This is a genomic window from Desulfurispirillum alkaliphilum (assembly GCF_055378285.1).
The window spans coordinates 671750-687610 of record NZ_AP042405.1 but is presented as its reverse complement, the minus strand read 5'-3'; the positions used below and the strand labels follow the sequence as shown (position 1 = coordinate 687610).

The following is a 15861-nucleotide window of genomic DNA, read 5'->3' as shown; positions in this document are numbered from 1 at the left end:
GTTCGCCATCAAGGCATTGGCGCGAACGCTCCTGCCTGCTGCAATGCCTTGCCTGTCAGCAGGCGGGCGGCCTCTTCCAGAATGCCTCGTGTCTGTGCCGGGGTTTCGTCCAGGAACTCCAGTCGAATATCACGAACCCCCCGGCCAAGCAAGCCCGGAAGTGTGTGCAGTCGGTTCAGACTTTGGCCATGGTAGATGGTATTGGCGCAGGTGGCGTCGGCCTGAACCATGTGCCGTTGCCCTTTGCGGTCGCGGATTTCCAGGAGATGGTGCTGGCACAGAAGCCCACAGGCGGGTTTCGGGCGGCCAGCGGCCAGGTGCCCGCTGAAGAGGCAATAGCCCATGTGAAACATGGCTGGGTGAAAATGCACCGGTACTTCCATGCGACCGGGCTCTGCCTGCTCAAGAAGCAGCCAGAGCTGGTTCTCCTCCAGCTCTGGCGAGGGGCAGAGGCGATGGAGCCCCTTTTCAAGGAAATACCGGAAGCTCAGGGGGTTGGTGATGTTCAGGCGCATATCGCCCACCAGGGTGGGGTGGGCATTCTGCCCCAGCACGAAGCCCAGGGAGCTCAGGCTGCGAATCAGCAGGGTATCGGGACTGTGGTTGAGAATCGCCTCCATGGATGGCCCGTCGTGGGGCTTGAGCAGGGCTGGAGTGCACAGGCCAGTGGCATATCCCAGGTCGCGCAGCCGCCGCAGGGCGCTTGTGGGGTCCTGGCCCGCAGGCAGATCAAGGTAAACGGTCCCCATGGGCAGCTGGATTCCTGGCAGGGCATCCAGCTGCCCTTCATCCCGCAGCAGCAGGTGCAGGCGGGGTGCAGCACATTGCGGAGCATGGGTCACTGCCGGAAGCGGCAACACCTCACATGACGGTGGGGTGCCGTGGGAGCGCCGGGCGATGAGCTCTTCCACCGCAGCGCGGCGGAGCTCCTTCAGATCGCTGTTGGGCAGAAAGAGTCCCGGCTCCACATCCATCTCCCACTGTTCGATGGCAAAGGGGGTGCGGCCCAGGGCGCCCAGGTGCTTGCGCAGGGTGGTTTCATCCAGGGGAGCGCGGCTGGCGGGTTCCAGCGCAATTTGGCTGCTGCTGCGCACATGGTGGCCCTCTTCATCGTGCAGGTGCAGTTCCAGTGGCGCTCCTGCGCGGCCCTGCAGATGGGCGCGCAGAGGAATGGTGCGCTGGCGCTGCTGATCTGTCCAGCTGCGCTCCAGCTCTTTTTCCACCGCCGGGGCGCTGGTGATAAAGACATCGGCCCCTGGCGTAATGGTGTGGGCGGGGAACTCCCGTCCCATGGTGAGGGTCAGCTGTGTGCCGGCCTGTGCCACACCATAGACAGACCCGCCGTGCTCGGCCTTGCCCTGGACCAGCAGCAGGCCATCGCCAGCCTGGGGGGTGTAGCGGCACACCTGATGGATCAGCAGCTGCTGTCCCTGCACGGCGTGGACAGAACCCAGGCGCAGTCCGCGATCGCCGGAGTAGTCCGGCTCCATGAGGGTGCGCTGGAAGGTCTCTTCCAGCCAGCCGCTGGAAAACCGACGGCCGAAGGTCAGGGCCATGGTTTCGTGGGGGGGTGGCATATGCGCTTGCCACTGCCATCTCCCCAGGGCCGCCCCATAGGCCTGCAGCACGGCGGCCACATAGTGGGGGGATTTCAGGCGGCCTTCAATTTTCAGGGATTGGATGCCCATGCGGGCCAGGGTGCTGGCCTGGCCTGTGGTGCACAGGTCGGTGGGGGAGAGCAGATAGCGCGCCGGACCCTGCTCCTGGCCGTCCAGGAGCAGATCGTAGGGCAAGCGGCAGCTTTGGGCGCACTGGCCCCGGTTGGCGGAGCGCCCTCCCATGGCGAAGGAGGCGAGGCACTGCCCCGAGCAGCTGATGCACAGGGCGCCATGTACGAAGACTTCCAGTTCGCGGGTGGTGTGTTGACGGATGGTTTCCAGCTCCCGCAGGCTCAGTTCACGGGCCAGGATAAAGCGGCGGATGTCCAGATCCTCCAGCGCCTCCATGGCCCAGGAGCTGGTGATGGTCATCTGGGTGGAGGCGTGAATGATCTGGGAGGGGCAGATATGGCGGATCAGGCGGGCCAGCCCGATATCCTGTACGATGATGGCATCGGGGCAGAGTCCGATGAGTTCCGGGATCAGGTGGCGGGCGCTCTCCAGCTCGCCGGGCAGCAGCAGGGTGTTCCAGGCCACATAGGCCTTCAGGCCGTACAGGTGGCACAGGGCAATGCTTTCCCCCAGCTCCGCCATATCCATGGTGTTGGCGCGCGCGCGGGCGTTAAAGCCGGGCATGCCCATATAGACGGCATCGGCACCGTTGTGGATGGCCGCCAGCAACATCTGTCTGGTGGATACGGGGGCCAGCAGTTCCGGCATCGGATGGGAAGGCCGTGCTGGTGTTGCGGAAGACTTCAGATCCATACTTCTGCCATGGCGGACAGGTTCCGGGAGCAGCGTCTATTCATGGGCGTGGTTCCTCAGGAAGGGTATGGCACATCCGGCTGCTCACGATGCCAGGTGCAGCAGGATGCGCAGCAGGAAATAGGCATAGGGCAGGGAGGTCAGTACCAGGGAGAGGCGCACCGTTGCCATGAACTGTTCAGCACCGGCCTGACGAAACGCCTCTTGCAGGACCAGCGCCTGGTCAATCCCTTTCATGGAGTAGAAGAAATACAAAAAAGAGATCATGAGGAACAGAATGCCCAGGGCAAAGGCTTCCAGGGCAATAAAACACACCAGGGCAAAGAGGATGTGGATGAAGGTGCCGTGGACTGGCTGGGTGAAGCGGATATGTTCAATGGAGAGGCCTTCAGAGGAAGGGCGCGCCATTTGCTGTTGCAGGATGCGATAGTTACTGAAGCTGGCGTACAATTCCATGATGGCGAAGTACGCTGCACCGAGGACACTGATGAGCATTGAGGTTCTCCTTGCAAATTCGGGCTGAATATACCATAACTTATGGCGCAAAGTAACCGGGCAGTTGTCCGGTTGAATTTTTTGCCCATGCTCCCGGCCCGTCACGTGGCCGCGAGGCTATTTTCCGCGAAGGAAACACCTATGCTCAACTATACGCGCACCTTTGACGTCATTGTGGTGGGAGCGGGCCACGCTGGCTGCGAGGCGGCCCTGGCAGCGGCCCGCATGGGCTGTTCCACCGCCCTGTTCAGCATCAATCTGGACACGATTGCTCAGATGAGCTGCAATCCTGCTATTGGCGGCGTTGCCAAGGGCCATCTGGTCAAGGAGATCGATGCCCTGGGGGGTGAGATGGCCCTGAACATCGATGCCACGGGTATTCAGTTTCGCACCCTCAACACCAGCAAGGGTCCGGCGGTGCGTTCTTCCCGTGCCCAGGCCGACAAGCAGCTCTACCGCAAGCGCATGAAGCAGGTGCTGGAGCTGCAGCCCAATCTGCATATCACCCAGGATATGGTGACTGGCATTTTTACACAAAACGGGGTGATTGCCGGCGTTATCAGCCAGATCGGCGTGCGTTACCACGCGCGGGCGGTGGTGCTGACGGCAGGAACCTTCATGAATGGCACGGTGCATATCGGATTTGAGAGCTTCCCCGCTGGTCGCCTGGGCGAGCCTCCCGCCCTTGGACTCTCCGAATCCCTGCAGGAGCACGGGTTCGAGCTTGGGCGCCTGAAGACCGGCACCCCGGCCCGGGTCAACCGGCACTCCATCGACTTTTCCAGAATGGAGGAGCAGCCGGGTGATCCTGACCCCAGGCCGTTTTCCTTTATGAATACCCACATCCGCCAGTCTCAGGTTCCCTGCTGGATCAGCTGGACCAACGAACGGACCCATGAGATCATTCGCCGTAATATTGAGCGCAGTGCTCTCTACAGCGGCAAGATCACTGGCATTGGCCCCCGCTATTGCCCTTCCATAGAGGACAAGGTGGTCAAATTTCCCGACAAGGATCGTCATCAGACTTTTCTGGAGCCCGAGGGCTACGATACCAATGAGTTCTACATCAACGGCATGAGCACGTCGCTGCCTGTGGATGTTCAGATGGAGTTTTACCGTACCATTCCCGGCCTGGAGCGGGTGGAGTTGATGCGCCCCGCCTATGCCATTGAGTATGACTTTATTCCCCCCACGCAACTCTACGCCACCCTGGAGACCAAACCCGTGCGGGGGCTCTTTCACGCCGGGCAGATCAACGGCACCAGCGGCTATGAAGAGGCGGCGGCTCAGGGTTTGCTGGCGGGGATCAATGCGGCGCTGCGCGCCAGCGGGCGTGAACCGGTGACCATTGGTCGCGAACAGGGCTATATCGGGGTCATGGTGGACGACCTGGTGACCAAGGGTACCCGTGAGCCCTATCGCATGTTCACTTCCCGGGCCGAACATCGCCTGGTGCTGCGCGAGGACAACGCGGATCTGCGTCTGACAGAACTTGGCCGTCGTGTTGGCCTGGTGAGCGATGAGCGCTACCGGCGCTTTGAGATCAAGCGGACCATGGTGGAGGCGGAAAAAAAGCGCCTGCAGAATCTGACTGTCAAACCAGCTCCCGAAGTGAACCAGCTTCTGGCGGAACTGGGCACAGCGGTGTTGGCCGAGCCTTTGCGGGCAGCCGCTCTGCTGAAGCGTCACGAGGTGCACTACAAACATCTGGTGCAGATGGGAGCGGGCCTGGCGGGCTTGCCCGCCGATGTGCGGGAGCAGGTGGAAATTCAGCTGCAGTATGAAGGCTATATCCAGCGGGAAGAAAAATTTATCCAGCACCAGATGAAGCTCGACCGGGTGCAGATTCCCGCCAGTTTCGACTACGAAAGCGTCTCCGGCCTTTCCCGCGAAGTGCGGACCAAGCTTCTGGAGATTCGCCCCGCCACGCTGGGGCAGGCGTTGCGTATTTCCGGGGTGACCCCGGCCGCCGTTTCCGTGCTGAGCATCCACCTGGAAAACCTGCGTCGTCAGCAACGCGGAGCCCAGCAGTGAGCGCCTTTGAAAATTTTCTGCGTGATCTGGGGCGCGAGGAGCTGCTGCCACTATTCGAGCTGTACTGCCAGGAACTGGTTCGCTGGAATCGGGCCAAAAAGTTGACGGCAATCACGGAGCGCGCGGAAGTTTACGATCGTCACTTTCTCGATTCGGTTCATGGGGTGGATGGGCTCCTGCCCCAGGGGGCGCTGGTGATTGATATTGGCTGTGGAGCCGGATTTCCGGGGCTGCCCCTGAAAATGCTGCGGCCCGATATCCACCTGATCGCCGTTGACTCCATTTCCAAGAAGATTGCCTTTGTGCGCCATATGGCACGCAAGCTTGGCCTGCAGGGGGTGGAGTGCTTTGACCGGCGCGCCGAGGAGCTGACCCAGCTGCACGCCAAGGCTGATGTGGTCACTTTCCGCGCCGTTGCCGACAGCGCGCTGCTGGTCAAGATAGGCTTGCCATTCCTGAAGCAAACAGGTAAGTTACTGCTCTGGAAGACGAAACGGGAAGTTCCCGAAGCCGAACAGGTGGCTGGCCGCACTGGACTGCAGATGACATTCCACGCTACCCCTGTTGGTGAAGAGACGGGCATTCTCGAGCTTTCATACGCCCGCTGACTGGCCTTTCGAGCTTAAGTGGAGGAGCACACGATGATATTTGCCATCACCCATCCGCGCAACGGCAGCTTCAAGACGACGACAGCAGTTAATATTGCCGCAAATCTTGGTATATACGAGAAGAAGACTCTGCTGGTGGATGTGGCCGGGGGCGATGCCTCCACACTGCTGGGCTGCGAGAGAAGCCTGCCGGGTATCACGAATATCTATCGCGGTGGCGAGCGCATCGTCGATTACGTGGTGCCTACCCGCTCGCCGGGGGTTGATCTGCTGCCTTTTGGCACCGGCAGCTTCGGATTCGGCATGTTCTGGGAGAGTCTGCTGGAGGAGCTGCAAAGCGAGCCCTACACCTATATTGTCCTTGACGTCAACCTCAACCAGTACCCTCCCCTGGGTGCCAGGTACTGGAACTGGATGTTCTTCCTGAACCACCGTTCGCCCTTTCAGGTGGAGGACGCCAGGGCCATGGAGTCCATGGCGCATCTGGTCAGCAGTGTGGCGGATCTCTCCTTCCGGGTTATCAACATGGGGGAGCACGCGCCGGCGCTGGAAGGTCTGGATATCTTCGAGACGAGTCTGCCCATTGACTCCAGCATTCGTCGCTACACGACGCCAGTGGCCAACAGCCAGATCACTTCGCACCTTTCCCGCAGCTTTACCCAGCTGACCAACGAAATTCTGACACTGTCATAAATTGGAGTAGTTTTCATGCGTACCACGTATCTTGTCGGCAACTGGAAAATGCACTATGCGCCTGCGGATACCCGCACCTTTCTGGCGCGTTTCCTGTCGCGTATCGGCACCGTCACCGCCGGACGTGAAATTGTCTTCTGTCCCCCTGCTCTCTCTTTGGAGAGCGCCCTTGAGGCGGTAAAAAACACGCCGGTGTCCGTCGGCGCCCAGAATGTTCACCACAAGGAGTCGGGAGCCTATACCGGAGAGATATCCGCACCCATGCTGCAGTCCATGGGGGTGAAATACGGTATTGTTGGTCACTCGGAGCGTCGCCAGTATTTTGGTGAAAGTGATGTGCTGGTGAACCAGAAGGCTGTTGCCCTGCTCAACTGTGACATTACTCCCATCATCTGTGTGGGCGAGACCCTGGAGCAGCGTGAAGCCGGTGAGGCGCAGGTGATTGTGCGGCAGCAGGTGGAAGCAGCCGTTGCCGGAATGGATATCACCCGCCTGATTATTGCCTATGAACCGGTGTGGGCCATTGGCACCGGCAAGACGGCAACGCCCGCTGACGCTCAGGAGGTTCACGACGTGATTCGCGATACCCTGCGCTCCCTGGGAGACAGCCAGCGGGTGCCGATTCTTTACGGTGGATCGGTAAAGCCGGAGAATATTGACAGCCTCATGGCTCAGCCCGATATCGACGGAGCCCTGGTCGGTGGAGCGAGCCTTGAAGTGGAGAGTTTCCTGCGTATCTGCCAGTATAACGCCGGAAGTTGACCTGCCAGGCGAATCAGTATATTCTGCATTGTTTTTCTGTCTGGCGACTGCATGATTTCCATGGCACAGTGGAGGGCAGGAGCTGATATCGGCATATGTGCGGATATTTCTGAAGCAATTTCTGAAGAGTAGAGAAAGGTATAATTTCCCATGACCACACTGTTAGTTATTCTGCATGTTCTGGCGGCTATTGCCATTATCGCGTTTGTTCTGATTCAGAAGGGCAAGGGTGCCGATATGGGCATGATGGGTGGCTCCGACTCCATTCTGGGTACCGGTGGTGCCAATTTTCTCATCAAGATCACCGCGTTTGCTGCGGTTATTTTCCTGGCCACGGGCCTGATTCTGGCCATGGTGCAGACGCGCGCCTACACCGAAGGTGGCAGCGTTATGGACAGCGCTGAAGTTCCGCAACAGCAGCAGCGTGCCGCTGATTAATCGTCCAGGGCCTGGCCCGATGCCATCTCACTCTTTCTGGCAGACATCTCTTTCCCGGCGCGCGGTTCTGCTGTCCCTGGCGCTGCTGCCCCTGAGCGGCTGCTCTTCCCGGGAAGCGCGCCGCCATTTTGAGGAGATGGGAAAGGCCGCTGTGGATGAGGGGCTGGAAACGATTTCGTCGGGAATCCCATCGACGGGGAATACGGTGATGGACGAGCTGGTGCGTCAGCAGTTCCGGCAGCTGGCCGACAGGCTGCGGGCCAAGTGGGGTGATGAACGGATTGCCAGTCCCACCGAGTATGTCAAGTATACCGACGACTACAACACCCGTGCCATTGTCAACTTCGAGACGGGCAGTATCCGGGTGGAGACCATTGCCAGCGATAATCCCCGCACGGTTCTGGAAAAGGCCATCATCACCACTCTGCTGACGCCGGAAGATCCCGGCAAGGTTGATCTGCTCAGCGACCGGGCGGTGGAAGTGGGTAGCCAGCCTTTCCTCTACAATCTGGTACTGGATCACGAGGGCCAGCCTATTCGCTGGGAGTGGCGCGCGCAGCAGTACGCCAGCTACCTCATCCAGACCGCCTATCAACAGGATCGCTCCCAGAGCCGGGTTCGTCATTTTGTCAGCTTCACCATGGTGGACGGTTATCAATCAAATCAGCAGCGCCACTACCAGGAGTATGTCAGCGTCAACAGTCAGCGCTTCGGCATCCGGCAGCCCCTGATTTATGCCATCATGGAGGCGGAGAGCAGCTTTAATCCACACGCCATGAGCCATATTCCCGCCTACGGCCTGATGCAGATTGTCCCCACCACTGCCGGGCGGGACTCCCACGAACTGATTTACGGGCAGCCAGGCACGCCCACCAAGGAGTACCTCTTCGTGCCCGGCAATAACGTCCGCATGGGCGTAGCCTACCTCTCCATCCTCAACGACCGCTACCTGGCGCGCGTTACCCACCCCCAGTCACGGGAGTACTGTGTGATCGCCGGATACAATACCGGCAGCGGCAATGTCCTGCGCGCCTTTGACAGCGACCGCAGCCGGGCCTTTGACCGGATTAACGCCCTGTCGCCCCAGCAGGTATACCACCATCTGGTGCAGCACCTGCCCTACCAGGAGACCCGCGACTATATGCGCAAGGTGACCACCTTTGAGCGCAAGTATCTGTGACACTCGGACTGCTGAGGGGCTTGTCAGGTGCTGAGCTTTTCAAATTCCCGGTAGAGGATTGATTCCTCACGGCTGATTCTCTGGCGCAGGGTTGCGTAAAGTTTGCCGAAATCCCGTGCGAAATCCAGGCGGTTCTTCTCTTCCCAGGGGTGCTCAAAAAATGCCACGGCGAACCTGGATATTTCATCCATCTCACTGGCAAAGCTGGAGTATATTTTCCCCAGGCGCGGGTCCTGGCGGGATGCCTGCTCCAGCTTGGGGTAGAGGTGGCGATCCTCCTTCTCCAGATGCGCCAGCAGCGCTTTTTTCGCCCCCATGAGCTTTTGACGTCCGGTTTCGTTGCCGACTCCCAGCTGCCGCACTTCGTCCAGCAGGCAGAAGAGTTCCTTGTGATCGTGTATGAGTTCCTGAATCAGTGCCATGATAGCCTCCTTGAAGAGTATTCTGGAGGAAATATAGCTTCGTAGAAGAAAGTTCCCTTGAGCTACGTCAAAAGAAGGCGAATTCAGGCGGGACAGAATTGCAGATAGACCTGACGCTGGCGCGGGCCGTCAAATTCGCAGAAGTAGAGACCCTGCCAGGTTCCAAGCTGCAGAGCTCCTCTGGCGACGATCATCTGCGCGGAGCAGCCCAGCAGGCTTGATTTGATGTGGGCGTCGGAGTTGCCTTCCATATGCCTGAAGGAAGGATCAGCAGGAATTCTGCTCTTGAGGAAGTGTTGCAGGTCTACCGCGACATCGGGGTCGGCATTTTCGTTGATGGTCAGAGCCGCCGTGGTGTGGGGCGTGAAAGCGAGGAGAATTCCATCTTTCCAGCCGTTTTCCCGCACAGCCTCGTGGAGAGAGCCGGTAATTTCAATGAACTGGGTGCGTTCGTGGGAGTGGAGTGTCAGGACGTGCATGGTGACCTCAAAAAAAGAGCCGGAAAAGGCTTCCGGCTCAAGGGGGGAATCGTGAAACGGGGGGTTATGCCAACTCGAGGACGTTCTGTACCAGCTTGTCGATGCCCGATTTCACTTCAGACATCCTCTGCCCCAGCATGTAGGCGGGGGTCGTGACGATGCGGTGTTCATTGTCAACGACCACGTCAGTTACCCGTGCCTCTATGTGATTCGCACCGGTTCTGCTGATCTGTTCAGCCGTGGCGCTATCGCTGCCTATAGTAAGTTTCACATTATTGTCGCCGAAAACCCTGGCGACAACAGCTGGCGCTATGCAGATGGCTCCCAGCACTTTTTTGGCGGAGTACGCTTCTTTCAGGACCCGCTCCACTTCAGGATGTACGCTGCACTCAGCGCCCTGTGTCGCGAAGGTGGAGAGATTCTTGGCCACACCGAATCCACCTGGCATAATGATGGCGTCAAAGTCGCTGCCCTTGACATCGGCGATGGGAGTGATATTGCCGCGCGCCACCCGGGCCGATTCCACGAAGACATTGCGTGTTTCACCGGCAGCCACTTCACCGGTGGCATGGTTGATGACGTGCATCTGGGCCACATCCGGTGCCACGCAGGTGACGATTGCCCCGGCCTTTTCCAGGGCCAGCAGGGTGAAGACAGATTCGTAGATCTCAGCACCATCAAAAACTCCGCAGCCAGCAAGAATAACGCATACCTTTTTTGTGGACATGTTTACCTCCTTTTCGGGCTTTCAGCAGGGGTTACGATTATCGATGATTCTGGGCTTCAGCTGGTGGTTTCCTCATCGGAGGGCTGCTTCGGTGCCTCTGCCGGGCGATTTTTTTTTGCCTGGTACAGCTCCATGAAGTTGACGCTGGGCAGGGTTATGGCGCCGTATTCGCTGCGCATGCTGAGGTTTGCCACACATTCGCGGCTGTACGGAAAGAGGATTGATGGGCAGTTCACGTTGAGGATAATTTCACGATCCTCTTCGTCAAAGTCATCCTTCAGGGCGAAAATGCCGGAAAGTACGACTTCCATGACAAAGGGGGCAGTTTTCTCCTCGGCAAACACCAGGGCGGTGATCAGGGTGACCTTGTATTTCTCGTCATCCAGACGGGTGTACTTGGTGTTGATGTTCATCTGCATATCCTGCTGCCCTTTGACATCCTTGAGGGCGTAGCGCGGACGGGTCCGGTAATGGACTCCCTCCAGCATGGTTCCCAGCAAGTGTACGGCACCGATTCCGCTCATGTTCTCTCCTTTGACCGTATGGCGATTCTGGTCAGTTGATTTTCTGTGACAGCCTATACGAAAACCATAAAAAATGTACAGTGAAAAGGCGGCTCTTCCGTATTGAGGATACATTGACAAAAAAGTGAGCATGGTGCCATTTATCGGGATTACAACCAAATAATTCCGGGAGAAGCACCATGCCCACCAGTGTTCTTTACCATGCCTACGGCCTTGCTGGCTACGATTACATCCGTACACAGTATCGCGGCAATACCATCAATTTCCATGTCCGGCCCCGTAAAAAGCTGATTCGCTGCCCTGCGTGCCTTGGCCGTTCTGTCATATTGCGAGGCAGTAGCATTCGTCGGTTACGAGGTTTGCCTTTGGGGATCAAGTCCACTTGGTTGCACGTCCACGTTCCACGCATCCAGTGCCTTCAGTGCGGTAGCGTCAGGCGGGTGAGTCTGAAAATAGCCTCTCCACGGTGTTCCTACACCCATGCATTTGCTCGGTATGTGGTCTCCCTTGCCCAAGCTATGAGCCTCATTGATGTAGCACGGCTTCTTGGTATAGGCTGGGACCTGGTCAAGTCCATTTTCAAGCGGTATCTGCATCATCACTATAGTAGCCCTTCACTTGCTGGGCTTGAGTATATCGCCATTGATGAGAAATACACCGGACGCAAACATGGCTTCATTACTCTCGTCATTGACCTTGGTTCAGCCAGGGTCGTATACGTTGGAGCAGGCAAACAGGCAGAAGCGCTTGATGGTTTCTGGAAACGCCTTGGTCGTCGCAAGTCATCTATCAAAGCCGTTGCTGCTGACATGAGTCCGGCTTACCGGTCGGCAGTGCTCGAACACCTTCCATCTGCTGCGTTGGTGTTTGATCGTTTCCATGTCGTCAAGCTTATGAATGAACGCCTTACCGATATTCGCCGCGAGCTGTACCATGAGCTCACAAGTCAGCATGACAAGAGCATTCTCAAAGGCACTCGCTGGATGCTTCTCAAAAATCCGCAGAGCATTGGCGAGCAAACCAGCGATCATGAACGCCTTGAACTTGCCCTGCAGGCCAATCGACCATTGGCGGTTGCCTACTATATGAAAGAAGATCTCCGCCAGATATGGCAACAAACTGACAAGGTAGCTGCCACGGTATTCCTCGATGACTGGATCAACAGGGCTCAGGCATCAGCCATCAAAGGGTTGAAGAAAATGGCCAAAACGCTGGAGAAGCACCGAGAGGGAATCCTGAACTGGTATGATCACCCCATATCAACAGGACCACTTGAGGGGATCAACAACAAAATTGATACCCTCAAAAGGCAAGCCTATGGATACAGAGATATGGAATTCTTCGAGCTCAGAATAAAGGCCCTCCATAATTCAAAGTACGCTTTAACCGGATGAACCGAAAAGGCGTTGGGGTGTTGTGGAAAAACTGTTGATGTTTTCATTGTTTTGAGGGGAAGAAGTCGATGCTCCAAGGGTCAGTGGGCAGGTGAGTTAGGGTGGCTGCTCCATCGGGTGTTCTTGGGAGGTCGTAACTTCAACGGACACTTTTGCGTATTTCTTGAGAATGCCCGCTGTTTATCTTCTTTATTTAATGGAGGTTAGCGTGGGTGCGGCAGTGGCGCCTCAGGGTGGCAGTTTCCCGATGGAATATGCCTGTGACTTTTTGCCCGTGCCGAATACGCTCTCCAGGTTCTCCCGTGTTTTGTTACCAAGTGCCTGTTGATAACATGTTGATAGCCTTGGGGTGTTAGTGGCAACTCCAGATACATGTAGCTTTACGGTAAACTGAAGTTTCGCACTCCCGAAACGACAGGTTGACTGTGCCGATCCTGGCACTATGTTGGAATGGAGGAAATGGTTCTGCACAGACTGCGTCGCTTGACATTGCCCTCACCCTGTTTATGAGTTTCTTTTGCCACTTTTGGGTCGCCAAAAGTGGCGTAAAAGCGACCCCCAGTGCTGTCCTTTTCAGCCGTCCGCTTGCCTGGAACTGGGGACCGCAAACAACCGCCCTCCGTGGCTTTTGGTTTGCGGTTGCCGCCCTCGTGGCGGCAACCCTGCGGGTCCATAGCGTTCCAGTCGGTGCGTTCTGGCTGGGCCAGCCCACGGGGGAAAGACAGAAGCAGGCCGTTCCCCCCTGAGCCCGTCCGGTGAGTGCGACGCCTGGCTGGCAAGACCCGAAGGGACACTCACAGGAAGTGAGTGGTCCGGCAGCACTGCAGGGATGCAGGGGTCAGGCAACGCAAAGAGGCCCAGGTGCAAGGCGCGGGCAAAGCGAGAAAGGAGGCGTACTTCCCTGTACGTCGCAGTGACGAGCGATGCCCTGCAACGCAGCAGATGGGCCTCTTTGAGCAGCCTGCTGCCGGATCTCCAGAACAGGCGAGCAAACGAGCCGGAAAAACGGGCGTTCGGGGGGCGCGTTTTTGGGTCCTTTTTGCGCGGTCAAAAAGGACAATATCCGGAAACAAAAAGTGGAATACCAGATAAGTCAAGCATTCAAAATCAATACGGTTTCCGCGATATAAATGTCAGAATAATAACACCTTAACCTAAGACAACAAGATGCGAAACTTGAGGGTAAAGCGATCCAGCATTGGCGAACTCTGGAAATCACTCATCTGTGGCTTTGCCCGCGGTGCCTCATTGCCGCAAGCGCAGGGGAAGCGCCCTTGCTCCTTGTTCGCGGGCAACCTGGCACCTTGGGTTATTCAGTTGCCTGTGTCTTCCCCGGGGCTGGATTGGGCATTGTAGATGAGTACGTTGTGGTAGAGGTAGTAGGCCATGAATTCGCCGAGGGTTTCAAAGATGCGGATATCGTGTTCATGGAAGAAGCCCTTGATATGATGGGAGAAGCACAGAACCCCCAGCAGCTCCTTGCGGCAGATGAGTGGAGTGCAGATAAGTGAATTGATGGGAGTACCCAGCGCATCCTTAGCGGTGAAACGCGTGTCCCGTGTGACATCACCAAGCAGGGCGGTTTCACGGTGCTGGGCAACCCAGCCGGTCAGACCTTCGCCCATGGCGAAAGTCACGGGTTCGGTATCCTTGCCCGGAAGACTTATCTTCTGGTGCTCGCGATTATAGCTGGAGATCATTTCCAGCGAGTCCTCGTTGCAGAGGAAAAGGGCCATATTATGGAAGGGCATCTCCAGGGCAACGACCTCAAGGGCGTGCCTGGCGGCATCTTCCTTGGTGGGAAAGTTGCGGTCACTTTGCAGCAGGACTATGGCGCAGGAGAGCGCGTTGATGATTTTATCGTAATTGATGCGCAGGTCATTGAGGGAGCGGTAGGCAATCTGCTTTTCCAGCACCAGGAAGGATATCTTCTGCAGCGCGCTGCGGAACCCGTGATCTGCAACTTCATCCAGATCCTTGCGGGTTTTGCGGCCTTTCAGTACATCGTCGATCAGTGAGGTAACCTGTTGCATTTCCATTAGAGCAGCTCCGATACCAGTGATGAGATTTCTTCCTGGAGAGCAGATGTTTTGTGCAGCACTTCCTGTATCTTCTCTTCAGTGGTTCCCGTAATTTCCTGCACCAATACTGTATAGGATTCGGAATGCGGTGCCAAGGTTATAATGGGCTCTTCTGCGAACACGTGCCTGGAGAGGATATCGCCCATGGCCACAATGGCTGACAATCCGCGATATGGATCCTGGCTGTCCATGTGGTCAACCCGGTGGTGGTTTTCAATGGCGGCGCAGATGGGTTTGGGAAGTTTCCAGCGCATGGCGATATGGTGGCCGAGATTCCAGTGATCCACTCCATACAGCTCTTCTTCCGCTTCCTTCAGGGCGCTGCCGGCACGGACTTTCAGCTCCAGGGCGCCGTAGCTGCTGTCATCAAGCACCTGCATGGCGAGGCTGCCGATGTTATGCAGGATGCCGGTGACATAGGCAAGTTCACTGTGGGGCAGGCGGCTGTCCCTGGCAATGGTCTTGCTGAGTATGGCCACGCAGAGGCTGTGACGCCAGAACTGGCTCAGGTGCTGCTGGGCCATGTTGGAGCGCTCGCCAAGCTGTGCGGCAAAAGCGCCCAGAACCAGACCGCTCAGGGAGTCCATACCGATGCGCATGATCGCGTTCTGTACACTGCTGCACTCCTTGCCGCGGGCGTAGTAGGCGCTGTTGGCCATACCGAGAATGCGCCCGCTCAGGGTCGGGTCCATGGAAATTGAACGCGCGATTTTCTCGAAATTGACATTGTCGTCGTTCAGGGTTTCCACGACTTCTGCGATGACACCTGAGGGGCTGGGAAAGGATTCTGTGGAGTCAAGAAGCTGGACGATACGACTCATGGAGTACTCTCCTGTAAAAGTTTCTCGATATTCTGCTTCAGCCGTGTTGCTTCGTTAAAGTGCACCGAGTCCGGGTGTACCTTGTTGAGCCAGAAGAGGATAAAGCGCACCTGGTGGGCCGCGATGTTCTGCTCACTTTCCGTCAGCAGCAGGGTGATATCCCTGCGGGCGATTTCCATGGCAAGCCGTGACTGCAGCATCTGGACCTCATGGTCGACGGGCCGAATTTTTTCAGAGTACGAGTACGCCAGGCGCAGCTCTCCGGCGCGGGCATAGGACTGTGCCTGTTGGATATAGTGCTGGCGGGCCAGGGCCCGTGCATGGTCGCGCTTGCGATATATCTGCTGTTCCAGAGCGTCAATGCGAGGCAGATCGCCAAGTTCCCTTTTGCGGACTTCGACGATTGCCAGCAGCGCCGACTCCAGAAGTCGCTCCACCCGGTCAAAGTCCTTTTCCGCTATGGCGGCGTCGGATTTCTCCAGGAAATCCTCTATGGTTTCCGCCACTTCCAGCGTCATCAGGGCAAAACGGGAGTTGCGCTGCATCAGCAGCGCCTTTTGATTGTAGCGGTAGGAGTCCACTGCCTGTACAAAAAGCTGGTGGGCCTGACGATAGTCCCCCTGGCGGTAGTGCTCCATTCCTTCACGGTACAGTCGGAAGGATTCATGGGTCATCAGATGAAACAGTGCGTACAGTAATACGCCAAAAAAGACTATGGGGAACAGGAGTTTTCGCACAGTACCCATGGGAAGCCTCTTTCATTCATCCTAATCCCTTAAG

At 57.3% G+C, this 15861-nt stretch carries 16 protein-coding genes; 7 read left to right on the top strand and 9 right to left on the bottom strand.

Annotated features, from left to right (window positions below):
• Positions 1-8: 8 nt before the first annotated feature.
• Positions 9-2423 (bottom strand): U32 family peptidase, encoded by a 2415-nt coding sequence (locus ACZ46I_RS03340; RefSeq protein WP_464281422.1) that lies wholly within the window; start codon positions 2421-2423, stop codon positions 9-11.
• An 84-nt stretch (positions 2424-2507) separates the two neighbouring features.
• Positions 2508-2918 carry a hypothetical protein gene (locus ACZ46I_RS03335; protein WP_013504773.1) on the bottom strand — a complete coding sequence of 137 codons (411 nt, stop codon included), beginning with the start codon at positions 2916-2918 and terminating at the stop codon, positions 2508-2510.
• 141 nt (positions 2919-3059) lie between these two features.
• On the opposite strand from ACZ46I_RS03335, the gene mnmG reads away from it, so the two are divergent.
• The 6 genes from mnmG (at position 3060) to ACZ46I_RS03305 (ending at position 8633) form a co-directional block, all read left to right on the top strand.
• Complete coding sequence (gene mnmG, locus ACZ46I_RS03330) at positions 3060-4952, top strand: tRNA uridine-5-carboxymethylaminomethyl(34) synthesis enzyme MnmG (RefSeq protein WP_464281421.1); 1893 nt, start codon at positions 3060-3062, stop codon at positions 4950-4952.
• A complete protein-coding gene (gene rsmG / locus ACZ46I_RS03325; RefSeq protein WP_226508363.1) occupies positions 4949-5560 on the top strand; it encodes a 16S rRNA (guanine(527)-N(7))-methyltransferase RsmG in 612 nt (203 codons plus the stop codon). The genes mnmG and rsmG overlap by 4 nt, the downstream gene beginning before the upstream one ends.
• Before the next feature lie 33 nt (positions 5561-5593).
• A complete protein-coding gene (locus ACZ46I_RS03320) occupies positions 5594-6253 on the top strand; it encodes a ParA family protein (protein ID WP_013504776.1) in 660 nt (219 codons plus the stop codon).
• 15 nt (positions 6254-6268) lie between these two features.
• Entirely contained in the window at positions 6269-7015 is a 747-nt protein-coding gene (gene tpiA, locus ACZ46I_RS03315; protein WP_464281420.1) for a triose-phosphate isomerase, read from the top strand.
• A gap of 150 nt (positions 7016-7165) precedes the next feature.
• On the top strand, positions 7166-7453 hold the full coding sequence (secG, locus tag ACZ46I_RS03310) for a preprotein translocase subunit SecG (RefSeq protein ID WP_013504778.1): 288 nt from the start codon (positions 7166-7168) through the stop codon (positions 7451-7453).
• A 19-nt stretch (positions 7454-7472) separates the two neighbouring features.
• Positions 7473-8633 carry a murein transglycosylase domain-containing protein gene (locus tag ACZ46I_RS03305; protein ID WP_464281419.1) on the top strand — a complete coding sequence of 387 codons (1161 nt, stop codon included), beginning with the start codon at positions 7473-7475 and terminating at the stop codon, positions 8631-8633.
• Between the two features lie 23 nt (positions 8634-8656).
• Here the strand turns inward: ACZ46I_RS03305 and ACZ46I_RS03300 are convergent, their stop codons facing one another.
• From ACZ46I_RS03300 to ACZ46I_RS03285, 4 genes are all read right to left on the bottom strand, one after another.
• Complete coding sequence (locus ACZ46I_RS03300; protein WP_013504780.1) at positions 8657-9055, bottom strand: hemerythrin domain-containing protein; 399 nt, start codon at positions 9053-9055, stop codon at positions 8657-8659.
• An 83-nt stretch (positions 9056-9138) separates the two neighbouring features.
• Positions 9139-9534, bottom strand: a complete 396-nt coding sequence (locus ACZ46I_RS03295) for a secondary thiamine-phosphate synthase enzyme YjbQ (RefSeq protein WP_464281418.1) — start codon at positions 9532-9534, stop codon at positions 9139-9141.
• A 64-nt stretch (positions 9535-9598) separates the two neighbouring features.
• On the bottom strand, positions 9599-10261 hold the full coding sequence (elbB, locus tag ACZ46I_RS03290; RefSeq protein WP_226508366.1) for an isoprenoid biosynthesis glyoxalase ElbB: 663 nt from the start codon (positions 10259-10261) through the stop codon (positions 9599-9601).
• 56 nt (positions 10262-10317) lie between these two features.
• Entirely contained in the window at positions 10318-10785 is a 468-nt protein-coding gene (locus ACZ46I_RS03285; RefSeq protein WP_013504783.1) for a protein-export chaperone SecB, read from the bottom strand.
• Positions 10786-10964: 179 nt separating this feature from the next.
• Here ACZ46I_RS03285 and ACZ46I_RS03280 point away from each other — a divergent pair, with 179 nt between their 5' ends.
• Entirely contained in the window at positions 10965-12179 is a 1215-nt protein-coding gene (locus tag ACZ46I_RS03280; protein WP_464280675.1) for an ISL3 family transposase, read from the top strand.
• 1313 nt (positions 12180-13492) lie between these two features.
• Here the strand turns inward: ACZ46I_RS03280 and ACZ46I_RS03275 are convergent.
• Genes ACZ46I_RS03275 through ACZ46I_RS03265 form a run of 3 tightly spaced genes read right to left on the bottom strand, consistent with a single transcriptional unit; the run spans position 13493 to position 15827 of the window.
• Entirely contained in the window at positions 13493-14218 is a 726-nt protein-coding gene (locus ACZ46I_RS03275) for a GAF domain-containing protein (RefSeq protein ID WP_013504785.1), read from the bottom strand.
• On the bottom strand, positions 14218-15081 hold the full coding sequence (locus ACZ46I_RS03270; RefSeq protein WP_013504786.1) for an HDOD domain-containing protein: 864 nt from the start codon (positions 15079-15081) through the stop codon (positions 14218-14220). Before ACZ46I_RS03270 ends, ACZ46I_RS03275 begins: the two co-directional genes overlap by 1 nt.
• Positions 15078-15827 (bottom strand): hypothetical protein, encoded by a 750-nt coding sequence (locus ACZ46I_RS03265; RefSeq protein WP_226508367.1) that lies wholly within the window; start codon positions 15825-15827, stop codon positions 15078-15080. The genes ACZ46I_RS03270 and ACZ46I_RS03265 overlap by 4 nt, the downstream gene beginning before the upstream one ends.
• Positions 15828-15861 lie beyond the last annotated feature (34 nt).